This is a genomic window from Methylocystis sp. Se48, assembly GCF_056269425.1.
Genome location: NZ_CM149850.1, coordinates 102,459 through 119,897 on the forward strand (window position 1 = coordinate 102,459; position 17,439 = coordinate 119,897).

The window sequence follows — 17,439 nt, forward strand, 5'->3', positions numbered from 1 at the left end:
GGCGCTTCGGGTCAGCCCAAAGAACCCGACGCCGCGCGCAAGTCGCGCCACGCCGTGGGCTTCAGGCCCGGACTTTTCAAAATCGAATCGAGACTGTTGAACACGAAGGCGCGCGCCGCATGCGCGCCGCATTGGGCCTCGAACGCCCTGCCGCGCAGCTTCGCCACCGTCTCGTTCGTCGCCAGCAGCGCCCGCGCCGGCGCCTCGCCGAAAAGCAGCAGAACCTCGGGCCGCGCCAGCTCGACATGGCGGCGCGCGAAGGGCGCGAAGACCGCCAATTGCTGTGGCGTCATCGACATCACGCCGGGCGGCCGCCAGGGCGAGACGTAAGCCAGATAAGCGCTCTCGCGGGAGCGCCCGATCGCCTTCAGCATATTGTCGAGCAGCCGCGCCTGATCGCCGCAAAAGGCGTCGCCCGTCGATTCCTCCGCGACGCCCGGCGCGCCGTCCAGGACCATGAGCGGGGCGCCGGGGGTTCCGGCGGCGAACAGGAAATGCTGCGCCATCTCGCGGAAGGGCGCGTGCGGGAAATTGGCGAGCGCCGCCGCGAGCTCTGCAAGCGTATCAGCGCCCGTCGCCGCCTGTTCCGCGGCGCGCGCGGCGTCGTCGGCCGCGGCGATGGCGGCAACGGGGCGCGGGCGGGCGGCGGGCGCCGGCGCCGGCGCGCGAGGTGCGAGCGGGGGAGCCGCGACAGGCGCCTCCACCCGCCTCAGGCTTTCGGCGTAGCGATCATGCGGCGTCTCGTCGAGCGCGAGATCGACGCCGCTCTCAACATACCAGTCGAGAAGCGCAAGGAGCGCGGCGCGCGTTTCGGGCGGGTGAGCGAGGGCCATGAACAGAGATTAACGCACCCGTCCCTCGAGGGCGAGGCGGCGGATCAACAGCAGCGAAACGCCCGCCCGCCGCCGGCGCCGAAGCGGGCGTTCTCCCGCGCTCGGAAAAACTCCGCGCGCGACATGATGTTTCGATCCTCATGCTTCGCGCGCATATGCGCGACATAGGCGTCGTAATCGCCCTGCCCGACCATCAGCCGCGCGCCGTCGCGCAGCTTTGTCGCGAGCTTGGAAAGATCAAGCCGGAAGTTACGCTCCTGCGGGCAGCAATTCATCTTCGCTCTCCCGCGTGGTGACGACGTCGCTCGCGCGCGCGGCGCGAATGGATTTGATCGCGAAGCCGAGGATGGACAGAACCAGCGCGATGTAGATCGCGCAGAGGCTCGCGTCGACATAGTCGTTGAAAATCACGCGATGCATCTCCTCGACCGTCTTCGCCGGCGCCGCCAATTGCCCCTTGTCGAGCGCGGCCGCGAATTTCGTGGCGTGGGCGAGGAACCCGATCTTCGGATCGTCGTGGAAAATCTTCTCAAGCCCCGCCGTCATGGTGCAGACGTAAAGCCATGTCGTGGGAATGATCGCGACGAAGGCGTAGCGCTCTCGCTTCATCCGAAAGAGCACGACCGTGCAAAGCGTCAGCGCCATGGCCGCGAGCATCTGGTTGGCGATGCCGAAAAGCGGCCAGAGCGTGTTGATGCCGCCCAGCGGATCGATGACACCCTGATAGAGAAAATAGCCCCAGCCCGTGACGGCGATGGCGGTCGCGGCGAGATTCGGCCCCCAGGCCTGCGTATTGCGGAAGGCGGGCACGAATGTGCCGACGAGATCCTGAATCATGAAGCGCGCGACGCGCGTGCCGGCGTCGATCGTCGTGAGAATGAACAACGCTTCGAACAGGATGGCGAAGTGATACCAGAAGGACATGGCGGTCGCGCCGCCAATGACCTGGGAGAGGATATGCGCCATGCCGACGGCGAGCGTCGGCGCGCCGCCGGTGCGCGAGAGAATGGTCTTCTCGCCGACGTCATGCGCGACGCCCGACAGCGTCTCCGGCGTCACGGCGAAACCCCATGATGAAATGGCCGTCGCGGCCGCCTCGGGCGTCGCGCCGATCACCGCGGGCGCGCTGTTCATGGCGAAATAGACGCCGGGCTCGAGGCAGGTCGCGGCGATGAGCGCCATGATCGCGACGAAGCTCTCCATCAGCATCGCGCCATAGCCGATGAAGCGCGTCTGCGTTTCGTCGGCGATCATCTTGGGCGTCGTGCCGGAGGAAACGAGCGCATGAAAGCCCGACACCGCGCCGCAGGCGATGGTGATGAAGAGGAAGGGGAAGACGCTGCCCGCGAAGACGGGCCCCGTGCCGTCGATGAAGCGGCTCACCGGCGGCATTTGCAGATCGGGCCAGACGATGAAGATGCCGAGCGCGAGCGACAGGATCGTGCCGATCTTGAGAAAGGTGGAAAGATAATCGCGCGGCGCGAGCAGCAGCCACACGGGCAGCACGGAGGCGACGAAGCCGTAAGCGATGAGCATGAAGGCGAGCGTCTCGCCCTTATAGGCGAAGAGCGGCGCCAGCGTCGCGCTCTCGGCGACATTGCGGCCGAAGGCGATGCTGGCGATGAGCAGCACGAATCCGATGACCGACATTTCGCCGATGCGGCCAGGGCGCAGATAGCGTCCATAGACGCCCATGAACACCGCGATGGGCAGCGTCGCGAAGACCGTGAAGGAGCCCCACGGACTGTCGGCGAGCGCCTTCACGACCACGAGCGCCAGCACCGCGAGGAGGATGATCATGATGGAGAGAATGCCCACCATGGCGATGACGCCGGGGACATGGCCCATCTCGGTCTTGATGAGATCGCCGAGCGAGCGCCCGTCGCGCCGCGTCGAGATGAAGAGGACAAGAAAATCCTGCACCGCGCCGGCGAGGATGACGCCCGTCAGCAGCCAGAGCGTTCCCGGCAGATAGCCCATCTGCGCGGCGAGCACGGGGCCGACGAGCGGACCCGCGCCGGCGATGGCCGCGAAGTGATGGCCGAAGAGCACCCATTTGTCGGTGGGGACGTAATCCAGCCCGTCATTGCGCCGATGCGCGGGCGTGCGCCGATTGGCGTCGAGGCCGAGCACCGTGTCGGCGATGAAGCGCGAATAGAAGCGATAGCCGATGGCGTACACGCTGACCGCGGCGGTCACGAGCCACATGGCGTTGACCGGCTCGCCCCGCGCGGCGGCGAGCGTATAGAGCGCGAAGAGAGCAAGGAAGAAGACGAGCGCCCAAGGGGCGAGTGAAAGCGGCGAGTGTGGGCGGCTCTGCATCGGATCTCTCGGGCGGGCGCCTGCGAGTCGCGCGAAGGTCGCGATCCCGGGCGGCGGCTTGACGAAGGGGCAGATTAGGAGAGCGCTTCTTCCGCTTCAACCGCGCCGGACGCAAAAAGAAACGGCGCGCCCCGGCAAGGGCGCGCCGCAAATTTCACGAAGCCGTCGGGGCTCACTGCGCCTCGTCGCCCTGGTGGCTGCCGCCCTCGTCGACAGTTCCCCGGCGCTGATCGTTGTTGCCGCCGCCATTGTCCCAATCGTGGTCGTCCGCGAAGGCGGAGCCGACGGACGCGAACATGGCGAGAAGAAAACACAGGATGAGGGACTTTTTCATTGCATTTCTCCGTTGTCGACCGCGAAGGACGCTCTTGCGCCTTCGGGAATTAGGACCGCGCGATCGCGCGGGAGAAGCCGGTGGGCTCAGACGCTCTCCGGCGGGCTTTCGTCATTCGGACAGGCGCAGCTTGCCGAGGCCGATGCCGATCGTCGAAAAGGCGGCGTTCAACTGGCTCGCGTTTTCCACGGCGAAGTAATGGCTCTCGTTCGTGGCGCAGCTTTTCATGAGATCGAGTCCTTGCTGGTCGATCGGGTCCGTCGGCGTCGAAAAGCCGATCGTGAAGACTTCGACGCCGGCCGCCTTGGCGTTGGCGCAGGCCTGAAGCGTGAGCTCGTCTTGCGCCTCGCGCGACTTGGAGAGATAGCTCTGGCTGGAATTCCTCGCCGCGGTCAGCTGGGTCTGGTAGTCGACGCGATCGCCGGCGCGACCATCGGGCAGGCGCAGGTTCTTTGCGCCATTGTAGGTGTAATAGCCGAGCGCTTCGTAATCCGAACCAACGACCGTATTGGGATAGGCGCCCCAATTGTTGAAGCCGTCGGTCATGAACACCATGATCTTGCGGTTGTTCTGCGCGTTGTAGGCGCGGCCGTCGCCGAAAGGCCCATTCGGGGAAATCGTGCGCCAGCCCCACATGAAGCCTTCATGCAGATTGGTGTTGCCGTTGGCCACGAGCTGATTGATCTTGTTGTTGATCGCTGTCTGCGAAGCGGTTAGCGGCATCAGCGTCTGCGTCGACGGATCGGGGCAGAAGGCGCTGGGTCCGAAAAACGCCGTCGGACCATAGCTGCCGGTCCTCGACGCTGTCGGCAAATATTTGCAGGCGCGCGACAGGCTGTTCCAGCCGCCGGAAGCGGTGTCCGAGCACGTATAGGTCGTGACATTTTTTCCGCCGACCTTTGTCGTCACGCCGCCATTGTCGTCGATGTAATTGTTGTTGTTGTAGCCAGTCGGCTCGTCGGGCGCGAGATAGGGCACGAACAGCGTCTCGGGATCGGACGACGCGGGCGTGAAATCCTGCACATTCTTCGGATAGACTGGCGCTTCGAAGCAGCCGCGCCAGTCCATGGCGGCGTTACGCTGTTTCAGCTTGTTGAAAATATCGAAGCGATTGGTGAAGCCGACGGCGTTGGCGGCCGACTTGCCGCCGAAAGCGATCCAGTGCTGCGAATTGTCGCCGTTGAGATCAATCCATGACAGCGAACGGTTCGACGACACGGCCGGATCGACCGCGACGACCGCGCCTGCAAAAGGGGTGATCGAGAATTCGACCTTGCCAGGCGCCCGCGTGAACATCGTCGCGACGAAGCTCGTCGCGGCGCTTTTCAACGCGGCGAGTTTCGTCGTGCCGCTGGTGCTGCCGGACATGGAGCCGGAATTGTCGACGACGAGAGCGATTTCGAACGTCGTATTCGGATCGAGCCCGCCCGCGAGATTGGCGCAGGCCCGCGCATTGGAGGTCAGCGTCGGAAGTCCGGTCAGCCGCAGGAAAGACGTCGACATCTGGGTTTGCGAGGTCGCGCAGAAGGTCTGCTTGTCGGCGGCGATCGACGCCGCGGTGACCTGCGCGGACGACATGCCGGGCTGCGACTGCAGGGCGACCTGCATTTGCGCGAGCGCCTGCGCATCCGTCGTCTGCGTCGTCAGCTTCGAGGCGACCCTGAGAGCGGCCGCGTCGGTCGCTTTCTGAAGGTTGCTGCGCATTTGCGCCACGCGCGAGAAATCGACGCCGGCCCCGGCGAGCAGCATCACCGGAAGGAATGTCAGGCCAAAGATGATTCCAACCGTGCCGGAGCAGTCGGTGTGAAAGAAAGGCGCTGAGCGCAGCTTGTGCATGAACTTTTTCGTCATCTCGATAAACTCCACCGCCAGTCTCCCGCCGCGAAGCGACGACGGTTTGCGACCATCCGACAAATGCTAGTCGTCGTCATTTGAAATCAGTTTCGATTTGAATGGAATCTCGACCGAACGGCATGGTGATCGGGTTCTGAATCGGTTCGACGCATTTTTCGCAGCGTTTTAAGCGCTTTTTAGGAATCGACGGCGGCGCCGTCCGAGATATCGACGCCGCGTGATCGCCAAGCCGGCAATCGCGCTCGTCTTTTTCAGGGCGCCGATTTCCGCGCGCCGCGCATTCACTGCGGCGCAATCCGTAAACCATATTCGCGCGCGGCGTTCGGCGATGAGCCCGCAGGCGTCTGTATTGCATCCTCGGCGCCTTTTTCCCGGGCCTCACAATCAGACTTGATCGCGGCTCATCGCCGTGCAAAGCGAACGGGCGCCCGAAACGGCGCCCGGAAACCATCGTATTCTTGCGGCCGCGTCGTCTATTGAAACACGCGCACGGTGCGCGTCGCGCCGAAGGGCCGGACGCCCAGATCTCCGCAGCCGTCGATCGCGAGATAGGAGTCGCCGATGAAGGTCAGCGTGTCCGCGATCAGATGCGAGCATTTGCCGCTTGCGCTGTTTCCGCCGGAGAAGCGAACGTCCGCTTCGGGAAGATAGATCGCGCCCGTGATGTCCTGACTAGCCCCCCCGTTCAGTTTGAACGCCTGACCTGTCGGCATGGCGCGGTCGCCGTAGAGAACGACCCCGCCGATTCCGCCGGTCGCCGCGGCCTTCGCCGGCGTCGGCGCCTTGAGCGAGACGCGCGCGCCGCCGTTGATCGTCAGCGTCGGCCAGTTGCCGCCCGTGCTGGAGGTGAAGACGATCGTGACATCCTCGCCGGTCAGCTTCGCCTGGCCGTTGATCGTAAAGGCGCCGCGATCCATCACATAGAGACCGGGCTTCAGTTTGACCTCGGCGTTCGAATTCACCGAGAACCCGTTGCAATAGACGCCGGGATTCAACTCGTCGTTGACGGAGGTTGAATAGTTGTTTTTCGTACAGGCGGAAAACGCCGGAACCTCGATGTCGAGATAGGGGTCGTCCGTGCGCGGCTGCCCTTCGAGAACGCCCTGGGAAGCGTGAATCTTGTTGATTCCCCGCACATGGCCATGCACCGCGATGCGATGCGCCCAGAGCTCCGCGCTGCCGCTCACGTCGAGCGCCTGGCTCGAGGCGGAATTGCCATAAATGTTGCAATTGTTGAGAACCACGTCGGCGTGGCCGTTGTACCAGACGGCGTTGACCGCGGATTCGTTGAGCGACAACACGCAGCCGCCGCCGCCCGCCTTGACGTTCGCGGCGCTCGCCGTCGCGCTGGCCGACACGTTGATATTGTCGAAATGCGCGAATTTCATCACCGACGTCGCAACCGTCCCCGTCGCGGAGACGCGGAAGCGATCCGTCGCGGGCTCCGTCTCCGCGACCGAGACGGCGTAGCGCTGCGCCGCAGCGCCGAGCTTCGCGTTGACAATGTTGGCGGCGATCTGCTGGCGGGCCGTCTGGGTGAGCCCGGGCGCGCTCTGCGCCACGGCGATCGACGCCGAGTCGACGGCGCTCTGAAGCCGGGTGCGCAAGGCGGCCGCGTTTCGATAATCGATCGCCATGCCCATCATCAACATGGCCGGAATGAACGACAGGCCGAAAATGACGCCGACCGTGCCCGACCTGTCGCTATGGAATCCGGCGCGGCGATGCGCGTTGCGAACTGAATCGTGAGCCAACATATCCCCCTCCGGCAAATCCGCGACGCTATTGGCGCGCGTCGTGGCAAATCCAATGGGGCGATTTAGAGAGATCCCGTTTACGATTGAAACGGAGAAGGACTCGCGTAGTCAGCGAATATTGAAACGAACCGGGATGTTTCGAGTTTTGTTTTAGGCGTTATTTAATCAAGACGCCCCGCAATCGACGACAGGCGCGACGCGCGCCTTTCTCATTTTCGCGTCAAACAGATGACTTTCCGGCCTGCCGTCGCAGGGCCCGGTTTCAGGTCGGAACGTTCTTCTTTCGGCGAAAAAATCCGGTAACCATAAAGGAATCGGACAAGAAATTGCTAAGGTTGCCGCCGGCGATGCGCGCAAGGCGCACCGCCGGCGCAGAGTTAATCATTCCGCCGCGAGAGCGGCCGGCTCGTAATTGAGGATCGGCGCGAGCCAGCGCTCGACCTCCGACACCGCCATGCCCTTGCGGCGCGCATAATCCTCGACCTGATCGCGCTCGACCTTCGCAACGCCGAAATAATGCGCCTGCGGATGGCCGATATAGAGCCCGCTGACCGAGGCCGCGGGGGTCATGGCGTAGCTTTCCGTGAGCTTCACGCCGGTGCGCTTTTCGACGTCGAGCAGACGGAAGAGCGTCTCCTTCTCCGTATGGTCGGGCTGGGCGGGATAACCGGGCGCGGGGCGGATGCCGGCGTAAGGCTCGGCGATCAGATCCTCCGGCCGGAAGGCCTCGTCCCGGCCATAGCCCCAGAACTCGCGGCGCACACGCTCGTGCATCCTTTCGGCGAAGGCTTCGGCGATCCGGTCGGCGAGCGCCTTCACCATGATCGAGCCGTAGTCGTCATTGGCGCGGGCGTAGCGGGCGGATATTTTCTCCTCCTCGGCGCCCGCGGTGACGACGAAGGCGCCGACATAATCCGCCTTGCCGCTCTCCTTCGGCGCGACGAAATCGGCGAGCGCAATATTCGCCTTGCCGTCGCGCTTGCCGAGCTGCTGGCGCAGCGTGAAGAAGGTCGCCAGCCGCTCGTTGCGCGACTCGCCCGTATAAAGCGCGATGTCGTCGCCCACGCTATTGGCGGGCCAGAAGCCGATGACGGCCTTCGGCGTGAACCAGCGCTCCTCCACGATGCGCTTCAGCATCGCCTGCGCGTCGTCGAAGAGACGGCGCGCCGCCTCGCCCTTTTCCGGATCGTCGAGCAGCGCCGGATAGCGGCCCTTGAATTCCCATGTCTGGAAGAAGGGCGTCCAGTCGATGTACGGAACGAGTTCCGCAACGTCGTAGCTCGCGAAGGCGCGAGCGCCCATGAAGCCCGGCTTCGTCGGCTCATAGGCCGCCCAGTCGATCTTGTAGGCGTTCTTTCGCGCGGTCTCGATCGAAACGCGCTGCTTGTCCGCCTGCGCGCGCGCGTGAGCCTCCGCAACGCGCTCATATTCGGCGCGCGTCTCCGCAATGTAGTCGCCGCGCGTCCGCTCCGAGACGAGCGCCTGCGCCACGCCCACGGCGCGGCTCGCGTCCGTCACATAGACCGCCTGTCCGCGGCGATAATTGGGGCTGATCTTCACCGCCGTATGCACGCGGCTCGTCGTCGCGCCGCCGATGAGCAGCGGCACGTCGAGGCCTTCGCGCTCGAGTTCCGATGCGACGAAACACATTTCATCGAGCGAGGGCGTGATGAGCCCGGAGAGGCCGATAAGATCGACCTTCTCTTTCTTTGCGGCTTCGAGAATCTTCGCGCAGGGCGTCATGACGCCGAGATCGATGACCTCGAAATTGTTGCAGCCCAGCACCACGCCGACAATGTTCTTGCCGATGTCGTGCACGTCGCCCTTCACCGTGGCGAGCAGGATCTTGCCGGCGGAGGAGCGCTCGCTCTTGTCCGCCTCCATGAACGGCATGAGATAAGCGACCGCCTGCTTCATCACGCGGGCGGATTTGACGACCTGCGGCAGGAACATCTTGCCCTGTCCGAAGAGATCGCCGACGACATTCATGCCGTCCATCAACGGGCCCTCGATGACGTCGAGCGGGCGCGTCGAGCGCTGGCGCGCCTCCTCGACGTCGATCTCGATATAATCGGTGATGCCGTTGACGAGCGCATGTTCGAGACGCTTCTCGACGCTCTGTTCACGCCAGGCCGCGTCCTTCTCTTGCGCCTTGGCGCCGCCGCCCTTGAACTTCTCCGCCGCCTCGACGAGGCGCTCGGTCGCGTCCTTGCGACGGTTCAACACGACGTCTTCGCAGAGTTCGCGCAGCTCCGGGTCGATCTTCTCATAAACGGCGAGCTGGCCGGCGTTGACGATGCCCATATCCATGCCCGCTTGAATGGCGTGATACAGGAACACGGAATGCATCGCCTCGCGCACGGGCTCGTTGCCGCGGAAGGAGAAGGAGAGGTTCGACACGCCGCCAGAGACATGTGCGTAAGGCAGATCGCGCTTGATGATCCGCGCGGCCTCGATGAAATCGACGCCGTAATTTTCATGCTCCTCGATGCCCGTCGCCACGGCGAAGATGTTCGGGTCGAAGATGATGTCCTGCGGCGGGAAGCCGACGACTTCCGTGAGAATCCTATAGGCTCGCTTGCAGATCTCAACTTTTCGATCAAGCGTGTCGGCCTGGCCGGTTTCGTCGAAGGCCATGACGACGACCGCGGCGCCATAGCGGCGCACTTTCTTTGCGTCCTCGATGAATTTCTCCTCGCCTTCCTTCAGCGAGATGGAGTTCACGACGCCCTTGCCCTGCAGGCATTTCAGGCCCGCCTCGATCACCTCGAATTTCGACGAGTCGACCATCACCGGCACGCGGGCGATGTCGGGTTCGGCGGCGAGAAGATTGAGGAAGTCTATCATCGCCTGCTGCGAGTCGAGCAGGCCCTCGTCCATATTGACGTCGATGACCTGCGCGCCATTGGCGACCTGATCGCGCGCGACGTCGAGCGCCGCCGCATAATCGCCATTTGTGATGAGCTTGCGGAACTTGGCCGAGCCCGTGACATTGGTGCGCTCGCCGACATTGACGAAGGGAATGTCCTTCGTCAGCGCAAAGGGCTCGAGGCCCGAGAGACGCAGCATCGGCTCGATCTTCGGCACGATGCGCGGCTTCATGCCTTTCACCTTCTGGGCGATGGCGCCGATGTGATCGGGGGTCGTGCCGCAGCAGCCGCCGAGGATGTTGACGAGGCCGGCCGACGCGAATTCGCCGACGAGCTCCGCCATATATTCCGGGCTCTCGTCATAGAGGCCGAATTCGTTGGGCAGGCCGGCGTTCGGGAAGGCGCAGACGCGCGTATCGGCGACGCGGCCAATCTCGGCGATGTGCTGGCGCATCTCGCGGGCGCCGAGCGCGCAATTGAAGCCGATCGAAAACGGCTTGGCGTGGGCGAGCGAATTCCAGAAGGCGACCGAGGTCTGCCCCGAGAGCGTGCGGCCCGAAAGATCGGTGATGGTGCCCGAAATCATGATCGGGAACCGCGTGCCCACTTCCTCGAACGCGTCTTCCAACGCATAGATCGCCGCCTTGGCGTTCAGCGTGTCGAAGATCGTCTCGACCAGCATGATGTCGGCGCCGCCCGCGATGAGGCCGAGCGCCTGCTCCTTGTAGGCGGCGCGCAGCTCGTCGAAAGTGACGGCGCGATAGCCGGGATTCGACACGTCCGGCGAGATAGAGGCCGTGCGGTTGGTCGGACCCATCGAGCCGGCGACGAAACGGCGCACGCCCGTCGCGGCGGCGACTTCGTCTGCCGCTTCCCGCGCGAGCTTCGCGCCTTCGCGGTTGAGTTCGAAGACGATGGATTCGAGGCCGTAATCCGCCTGCGCGATCGTCGTCGCGCTGAAGGTGTTGGTCTCGATGATGTCCGCGCCGGCTTCGAGATACTGCTTGTGGATCGCCTTGATCGCTTGCGGCTGCGTGAGGATCAGCAGGTCGTTATTGCCCTTGAGATCCTTCGCGTGATCCTTGAAGCGCGCCCCGCGAAAATCATTCTCCTGGAAGTTGTGGCGCTGGACCATCGTGCCCATGGCGCCGTCGAGAATCAGGATTCGGCTCGTCGCCGTTTCTTCGAGCGCCTTGAGGATTTTCGGACCGTAATTCTTGTCGAAGGTCATGCGTCTACTTTCTCGCGAACGGGACGAACGCCGAGGAGATGGCAAATGGCGAAGACCATATCGGCGCGGTTGTTGGTGTAGAAATGAAACTGATCGACGCCGGCGCGGGCGAGGCCCATCACCTGCTCGACAGCTGTCGTCGCGGCGACGAGGGCGCGCGTTTCCGGATCGTCGTCGAGGCCGTCGAAACGCTCGGAGACCCAGCGCGGCACGCTGGCGCCAGCCTTGGCCGCGAAATTGGCGACCTGCCTGAAATTGCGGATCGGCATGATCCCCGGCACGATCGGAATCGCAATTCCCCGCGCGCGCGCTTTGTCGAGGAAGCGGAAATAGATGTCATTGTCGAAGAAGAACTGCGTGATGGCGCGCGTCGCGCCCGCGTCGATCTTCGCCTCCAGCGCGTCGAGATCCTGCTCGATCGACCGGCTTTCGGGATGGCCCTCGGGATATGTCGAAACGGAAATCTCGAAATCGCCGATCTTCTTGATGCCGCGCACGAGATGGGTCGACGAGGGATAGCCGAGCGGGTTCGGCATAAAGGGCGCGCCGACGCCGCCCGGGGGGTCGCCGCGCAGAGCGACGATGTGGCGAACGCCCGCCGCCCAGTAATTGCGCAGGATTTCATTCGTTTCGTCCTGAGAGGCGGAGACGCAGGTCAAATGCGCGGCCGGCTTCATCGACGTCTCCCGCGCGATGCGCGCGACGATTGCGTGGGTGCGCTCGCGGGTGGAGCCGCCGGCGCCATAGGTGACGGAAACGAAATGGGGCTTCAGCGCCTCGAGACGTTTGACCGTCTCCCAGAGCTGCGTCTCCATTTCCGGCGTCTTGGGCGGAAAGAATTCGTAGGAGATGTTGAACCGCTGGCCGGAAGCGGTCGGATGAAGCGCGTTGAACATCAGGCGGTCTCGTAAGATGAAGCGGGGATCGGGTCGGCGACGACGCGCGGATCGCGTGCGAGCCACAGCGAAACGGTGAGCTTGGCGCCTTCGCGGGAGTCGGGCGCAAGCTCGCGGCGCAGGACGGTTTCGAGGCCCGCCTGGGCGAGCAGGCCGACGATCTCCTGTTCGGAAAAACCGAGCCGCCGATGGGCATGCTTGTCGCGCAGCGCTTCCTCGTTGTGAGGCGCGAAATCGACAACGAGCAGCCGGCCGCCCGGCGCGAGCACGCGCGCCGCCTCGCGAAGGGCGCGCGCGGGATCGTCGAGATAATGCAGCACCTGATGCATGACCGCGAGATCGACGGAATTGCGCTCGACCGGCAGCGCGTAGATGTCGCCTTGCCGGAGCTGGACGTTGCGCAGGCCCGTCTCCTCAAGCCGCCCGCGCGCGACGGCCAGCATGGCCGGCGAGAGGTCTACTCCGATCGCGCGCTCCGCGAGGGGAGCGAAAAGTTCGAGCATCCGCCCGGCGCCGGCGCCGAGATCGAGCAAAGTGCGAACGGGCGCCGGGCCGACGGCCTCGCGCATGGCTTCTTCGACGAGGGCCTCCGGCACATGTAGGGAGCGTATGTCGTCCCATTCCGCGGCATGGGCGGCGAAATAGCGGGCCGCGGCGTCGGCGCGCGCGTGGCGGACTTCGGCGAGCCGCGCCTGATCGCTGGCGAGAACGGGGTCTTTCGGGTCGAGCCAGGCCGAAATTTCTCTCGCGATTGCGCCGGCGGCGCCGGCCGGAGAAAGGCGGAAAAACGCCCAAGCGCCCTCGCGGCGGCGCTCCACCAGGCCAGCCTCCACAAGAAGCTTGAGGTGACGGGAAACCCGCGGCTGAGACTGGCCGAGGATCGTCACGACCTCGCTCACCGTGAGCTCCGATTGGGAAAGGAGGGCCAGGAGGCGCAGGCGCGTCTCCTCCCCCGCGGCGTTGAGCGCCGCGAGCGCCGGCTCGAGTTTGAGGGAGTTGGAGACGGGCATCCGATCCTCAAATAAGATATAAAGATATATATATGCGTTGATCGACCCTAAGGCAAGCTCGAAATCGCCGCCCGTTTTGAAGGCGGAAACTGCTTCAACTTGCCGCTTGACGAGAGTCGGAAGCGGGCGCATCCTTTTCCTACATCGCAACCGCTTCGACATCGGGTCGGAGCGGACCGTTCGGGCGGGACCTCGACGCGGCCGCGATCAAGGAGACATCGACGAACTCCCCTGTCGTCGGTGGAACCGGCAAAATTGTTGCGAGAGGAGCATGACGCCACCGGGTCAGATCGTTTGACCGGCGTTTCGTTCCGGTCAAGGCGGGAAATCGGGTTCAGCGCTGCCCGATAAGCTCCCGAACACCCACAAGAAGACCTCCTGTCAGCGGGCGGCTCGCCGCGAAGGCCAAGCAGCGGTCGCCCTGATCCCAAGCTGGACCATCCCAGAGCGCTTCCCATAGAGGAAGCAGTGTGGGCCCCGTGCGCATCAGGCGACGGGGCCTTTCGCTTTTTTCGCGCCCGCCTCCGTCCAGGCGAACCGCTTTCCATATGCGGCCCGGCGGACGCCGGCCGATCCCGCGTCTGCCCAAAAAGCAGAACGGCCGCCCGAAGGCGGCCGTCCGGTTCGAAGGAAAAGGCGTTCCGCTTACGCCGGGGCCTTCTCTTCCTCGCCGGCGACGACTTGCAAGAAGGTCTCGGCCGCCTCGCGGCGCTCGAAAACGTGCGGCTGCAGGCCGCGCTTGGCCATAGCCTCCTTCATCTTCATGCGGGCGAAGGCCGACGTCGCGTAGCGGGTCGTCGTCAGATAATAGTGCTGGCTCAAATATTCGATCATCTCGGCGTAATCGTCGTAGAGCGCCTCGTTGATGTGCGCGCCGTCGTGATTGACCACAGAGTTCACGCGCTTGCCGACCTTTTCGCAGGCCGTGACGAGCGCCTTGCGCATCTCGTCGACATCCTTCTTGGTGCGCGCGTGCCAGCCCTCGAGGTTCAGGAACAGGATGTTGCGGGCCGGATCATAGCTGATGCGCTGATCGAGATTCAGATTCAGCAGATCGTTCATCAGCCCCATGGGCTCGTCGATGAAGATGCGCTTGTCCATCAGGACCGGCTCGTTGATGATCGGCTTGAAGTCCATGAAGGGCAAGATGTGCTTGTCGATGTCGACGCCTGGCGCGACCTCGATCAGCTCCAGCCCCTTTTCCTTGAGCTGGAATACGCAGCGCTCGGTCACGTAATAGACCGGCTGCTTGCGCTTCTGGGCGAATTTGCCGGAGAAGGTGATCTGCTCGACGGAGTTCAGGAACTTCTTGTTCCGGCCTTCCTGAACGATGTTGACCTTGCCGTCCGCGATCTCGACGCGCAGGCCGCCATTGGTGAAGGTGCCGGCGAAGACGACAAGGCGGGCGTTCTGGCTGATGTTGATGAACCCGCCGCAGCCATTGAGGCGGCCGCCGAACTTCGAGGTGTTGACATTGCCCTGCAGGTCGCATTCGGCCATGCCCAGACAGGTCATGTCGAGGCCGCCGCCGTCATAGAAGTCGAACTGCTGATTCTGCTGAATGATGCAGTCGGCGTTGGTCGCCGCGCCGAAGCTCGAGCCCGAGGCGAGCACGCCGCCAATGGCCCCGGCCTCCGTCGTCAGCGTGATGTAGGGCGTCAGCTTCTCTTCATTGGCGACGGCGGCGATGCCTTCCGGCGCGCCGACGCCGAGGTTCACGACGCCGTTCGGCGGCAGTTCAAAGGCCGCGCGCCGGGCGATGACCTTGCGCTCGTCAAGCGGCATTTTGGCGAGCTTTTCCACCGGCACGCGAATTTCGCCGGCGAGCGCCGGGTTGTAGATCACGCCGTAGTTCATACGGTGCATTTCCGGCGGATCGGCGACGACGACGGCCGAAACGAGAATGCCCGGCACATGCACGTCCTTGGGCTTGATCGAGCCCTGTTCGACGATGCGCTCGACCTGCGCGATGACGAGGCCGCCGTTGTTGTGGGCGGCCATGGCCTGGGCGAGATTGTCGAGGACTAGCGCCTCCTTCTCCATCGAGATATTGCCGGAAGGATCGGCCGAGGTGCCGCGAATGAAGGCGACGTCGATCTTGGTGGCGATGTAGAACAGCCACTCCTCGCCTTGAATATTGTGGTATTTGACGATGTCCTCGGTCGTAACCTCGTTCACCTTGCCGCCGCCGAAGCGCGGATCGACATAGGTGTAGAGGCCGACCTTGGAGAAGAGGCCGGGCTGGCCCGAGGCGCAGGCGCGGTAGAGCTGCGAAATAACGCCCTGCGGCAGGTTGTAGCCGAGAATCTTGTTCTCCTGCGCGGCCTGGGCGACTTTCGGCATGCGGCCGAAATTGGCGGCGATGACGCGCTTCAGCAGGCCCTCGTGATGGAAGCGGCCCGTGCCGAGGCCCTTCGAATCGCCGGCGCCGGCGGTCATGATGAGGGTGAGGTCGCGCGGATGCTGCGTCTCGACGAAGCGCTTCTCGAGCGCGGCGTGCAACGCCTCGGGAATGCAGCTCTGGACGAAGCCGGTCGTGGTGACAACGTCGTTGTCGCGAATGAGCGCGATCGCCTCGTCGGCGCTGATCACTTTATTGTTCGCCATGTCCTAAGGGTTCCCCTGCAAGTCCGCTCTCTAGGCGCGGGCGCCCATGGCGCAGCCGTCTCGGCGGTCTTCGTGCCCGAATAACAGGCGCAAGCGTAGAGACCGCGCCCCGGAATCGCAATAGCGGCGATGCGCCGCATGTTTTTCAGTCGCCGCGATAGACGCATCCCTCGAAACAGCTGTCGCGGAAAATCCCGACTTCCGCAAGGGCGGGCAGCGACCCGGAAAGGTCGCGCCAGATATAGACGCAGAGATTTTCGAGCGTCGGCTTGCCAAGCCCCTCGAGGTCGTTGAGGAAGGAATGGTCGAGCCTCTCGCGCAGCTCCGCGAGGCGCCGGCCGAGCTTGCCGAGGTCGATCACCCATTGCTCCTCGGGTTGGCGCTCGCCGCGCAAGGTCACGCGCACGCGGAAGGAGTGCCCGTGCAGGTTGCGGTATTTGCCGCCGTCCTTCGCCTCCGGGTCGTAGAGGGCGTGCGCCGCCTCGAAATAGAATTCGCGGTAAACCTCGAAACTCGCCACGTCTTCGTCCTTTCCCGCCGCGGCAGGGACGGAGTTATTTCACCCCGATCATTTTGTGAGTCTGCGGCGACAGCCGCCAGCGCGGATGCGTCAGACAATAGTCGACCGCAGCTTTCGTATTGCGCAGAATTTCAGGCCCGTCCATGGGCTGCAGCAGGAAATGGCGGAAGTCGAGCCCTTCGTACTGCGCCGGATCGACGCCCTCCTGCGGATAGACGAGCTTCAATTCGTCGCCCCGCGTCTGGGCGAGCGTCGCGCCGGCCTTGGGGGAGACGCAGATCCAGTCGAGGCCGGGCGGCGCGGGAAGCGTCCCGTTCGTCTCGACGGCGATCTCGAAGCCCTGAGCATGGAGCGCCGCGACGAGCGGCGGGTCGATTTGCAGCAGCGGCTCCCCGCCGGTAAGCACCGTAAAGCGCTCCTCCCGCTCTTCGCCCCAAAGCGCCGCAAGATGGGCGGCGAGCGCTTCGGCCGTCGCGAACTTCCCGCCCCCCTCGCCGTCCGTCCCGACAAAATCCGTGTCGCAAAAGCGGCATTGGGCGCTCGCGCGGTCCTGTTCCCTCCCGCTCCAGAGATTGCAGCCCGCGAAACGGCAGAAGACCGCGGCGCGGCCCATATGCCGCCCCTCGCCCTGCAATGTCTTGAAAGCTTCCTTGATCGTATAGGCCATGGAGGTCGGCGCCCGCCGCGCCCTGATGGGCGGCGCACGAGCGCTCTAGCGCCTTGTCGCCGTCCGGTCCAGCGCGGACGGCGGGCCTCACCCCTTCTTGGGCGGTTCGTCGTCCTTTTCCTTCGGCTCCTGCGGCTGCGGGCGCGGGTCGAGGCTGCGGATATAGGTCACGATGTCGTCGATCTCCCTGCGGGAGAGATGCATGTCCGGCATGGGCGGATGGGGGTCGACGAGGAAATTGCCGATCTGCTTCTTGTCGGGGCGGCGCTGGGCGATGTCGAAAAAGGACGGCGCGTCGGCCATGGCCGAGGTCTGGTCCTTCGCGACCACATGGCAGCTCGCGCACCAGCGTTTGGCGATGACGCCGCCCTTCTGGACGTCGCCCGCCAGCGCGGGCGCCGCGGACAAGGCGCAGGCGAAGCCGATGAGGGTCGTCGCGCGAAAAACTGAAGCCATGCGTCTTTCCTTGTTGACGCCCGCCAGCGCAGCCGATTCGCGCCGCGAGCGGATCATGATGAAAGCACAACTCGCGCGCCGT

The 17,439-nt window shown here is 64.3% G+C and carries 14 protein-coding genes; all 14 read right to left on the reverse strand.

The features are described from left to right. Positions 1-11: 11 nt before the first annotated feature. The 14 genes from ACV959_RS00525 to ACV959_RS00590 all read right to left on the reverse strand — a co-directional run bounded on the left by ACV959_RS00525 (position 12) and on the right by ACV959_RS00590 (position 17,357). Positions 12-833 carry a uracil-DNA glycosylase gene (locus ACV959_RS00525; RefSeq protein WP_475737986.1) on the reverse strand — a complete coding sequence of 274 codons (822 nt, stop codon included), beginning with the start codon at positions 831-833 and terminating at the stop codon, positions 12-14. A gap of 44 nt (positions 834-877) precedes the next feature. After that, positions 878-1,108, reverse strand: a complete 231-nt coding sequence (locus tag ACV959_RS00530) for a YbdD/YjiX family protein (protein WP_475737987.1) — start codon at positions 1,106-1,108, stop codon at positions 878-880. After that, positions 1,083-3,155 (reverse strand): carbon starvation CstA family protein, encoded by a 2,073-nt coding sequence (locus ACV959_RS00535; RefSeq protein ID WP_475737988.1) that lies wholly within the window; start codon positions 3,153-3,155, stop codon positions 1,083-1,085. Before ACV959_RS00535 ends, ACV959_RS00530 begins: the two co-directional genes overlap by 26 nt. 172 nt (positions 3,156-3,327) lie before the next feature. Further along, positions 3,328-3,489 carry a hypothetical protein gene (locus ACV959_RS00540; RefSeq protein ID WP_475737989.1) on the reverse strand — a complete coding sequence of 54 codons (162 nt, stop codon included), beginning with the start codon at positions 3,487-3,489 and terminating at the stop codon, positions 3,328-3,330. Between the two features lie 111 nt (positions 3,490-3,600). Next, positions 3,601-5,340: a TadE/TadG family type IV pilus assembly protein gene (locus tag ACV959_RS00545; protein ID WP_475737990.1), complete on the reverse strand. Its 1,740-nt coding sequence runs from the start codon at positions 5,338-5,340 to the stop codon at positions 3,601-3,603. Between the two features lie 76 nt (positions 5,341-5,416). Continuing rightward, positions 5,417-5,698 carry a hypothetical protein gene (locus ACV959_RS00550; RefSeq protein WP_475737991.1) on the reverse strand — a complete coding sequence of 94 codons (282 nt, stop codon included), beginning with the start codon at positions 5,696-5,698 and terminating at the stop codon, positions 5,417-5,419. A 118-nt stretch (positions 5,699-5,816) separates the two neighbouring features. Next, complete coding sequence (locus ACV959_RS00555) at positions 5,817-7,100, reverse strand: TadE/TadG family type IV pilus assembly protein (protein ID WP_475737992.1); 1,284 nt, start codon at positions 7,098-7,100, stop codon at positions 5,817-5,819. A gap of 381 nt (positions 7,101-7,481) precedes the next feature. Beyond that, a complete protein-coding gene (metH, locus tag ACV959_RS00560; RefSeq protein ID WP_475737993.1) occupies positions 7,482-11,201 on the reverse strand; it encodes a methionine synthase in 3,720 nt (1,239 codons plus the stop codon). Beyond that, a complete protein-coding gene (gene metF, locus ACV959_RS00565; protein ID WP_475737994.1) occupies positions 11,198-12,097 on the reverse strand; it encodes a methylenetetrahydrofolate reductase [NAD(P)H] in 900 nt (299 codons plus the stop codon). Before metF ends, metH begins: the two co-directional genes overlap by 4 nt. Continuing rightward, the gene (locus ACV959_RS00570) at positions 12,097-13,107 is read right to left on the reverse strand and encodes an ArsR/SmtB family transcription factor (RefSeq protein WP_475739721.1); all 1,011 of its coding nucleotides are present in this window, start codon (positions 13,105-13,107) and stop codon (positions 12,097-12,099) included. The genes metF and ACV959_RS00570 overlap by 1 nt, the downstream gene beginning before the upstream one ends. Before the next feature lie 645 nt (positions 13,108-13,752). After that, positions 13,753-15,714: an acyl CoA:acetate/3-ketoacid CoA transferase gene (locus ACV959_RS00575; protein ID WP_475737995.1), complete on the reverse strand. Its 1,962-nt coding sequence runs from the start codon at positions 15,712-15,714 to the stop codon at positions 13,753-13,755. A gap of 145 nt (positions 15,715-15,859) precedes the next feature. Beyond that, a complete protein-coding gene (locus tag ACV959_RS00580) occupies positions 15,860-16,234 on the reverse strand; it encodes a 6-pyruvoyl trahydropterin synthase family protein (RefSeq protein WP_475737996.1) in 375 nt (124 codons plus the stop codon). A 34-nt stretch (positions 16,235-16,268) separates the two neighbouring features. Next, complete coding sequence (gene queE / locus ACV959_RS00585; protein ID WP_475737997.1) at positions 16,269-16,901, reverse strand: 7-carboxy-7-deazaguanine synthase; 633 nt, start codon at positions 16,899-16,901, stop codon at positions 16,269-16,271. Positions 16,902-16,988: 87 nt separating this feature from the next. After that, the gene (locus ACV959_RS00590; RefSeq protein WP_475737998.1) at positions 16,989-17,357 is read right to left on the reverse strand and encodes a c-type cytochrome; all 369 of its coding nucleotides are present in this window, start codon (positions 17,355-17,357) and stop codon (positions 16,989-16,991) included. Between the last annotated feature and the right edge of the window lie 82 nt (positions 17,358-17,439).

Coding starts and splice junctions, on each gene's coding strand:
- ACV959_RS00575 (WP_475737995.1), bottom strand. CDS start 15,714: ATGGCGAACAATAAAGTGATCAGCGCCGACGAGGCGATCGCGCTCATT.
- metH (WP_475737993.1), bottom strand. CDS start 11,201: ATGACCTTCGACAAGAATTACGGTCCGAAAATCCTCAAGGCGCTCGAA.
- ACV959_RS00535 (WP_475737988.1), bottom strand. CDS start 3,155: ATGCAGAGCCGCCCACACTCGCCGCTTTCACTCGCCCCTTGGGCGCTC.
- queE (WP_475737997.1), bottom strand. CDS start 16,901: ATGGCCTATACGATCAAGGAAGCTTTCAAGACATTGCAGGGCGAGGGG.
- ACV959_RS00525 (WP_475737986.1), bottom strand. CDS start 833: ATGGCCCTCGCTCACCCGCCCGAAACGCGCGCCGCGCTCCTTGCGCTT.
- ACV959_RS00570 (WP_475739721.1), bottom strand. CDS start 13,107: ATGCCCGTCTCCAACTCCCTCAAACTCGAGCCGGCGCTCGCGGCGCTC.
- ACV959_RS00550 (WP_475737991.1), bottom strand. CDS start 5,698: ATGCAATACAGACGCCTGCGGGCTCATCGCCGAACGCCGCGCGCGAAT.
- ACV959_RS00590 (WP_475737998.1), bottom strand. CDS start 17,357: ATGGCTTCAGTTTTTCGCGCGACGACCCTCATCGGCTTCGCCTGCGCC.
- ACV959_RS00530 (WP_475737987.1), bottom strand. CDS start 1,108: ATGAATTGCTGCCCGCAGGAGCGTAACTTCCGGCTTGATCTTTCCAAG.
- ACV959_RS00555 (WP_475737992.1), bottom strand. CDS start 7,100: ATGTTGGCTCACGATTCAGTTCGCAACGCGCATCGCCGCGCCGGATTC.
- ACV959_RS00540 (WP_475737989.1), bottom strand. CDS start 3,489: ATGAAAAAGTCCCTCATCCTGTGTTTTCTTCTCGCCATGTTCGCGTCC.
- ACV959_RS00545 (WP_475737990.1), bottom strand. CDS start 5,340: ATGACGAAAAAGTTCATGCACAAGCTGCGCTCAGCGCCTTTCTTTCAC.
- metF (WP_475737994.1), bottom strand. CDS start 12,097: ATGTTCAACGCGCTTCATCCGACCGCTTCCGGCCAGCGGTTCAACATC.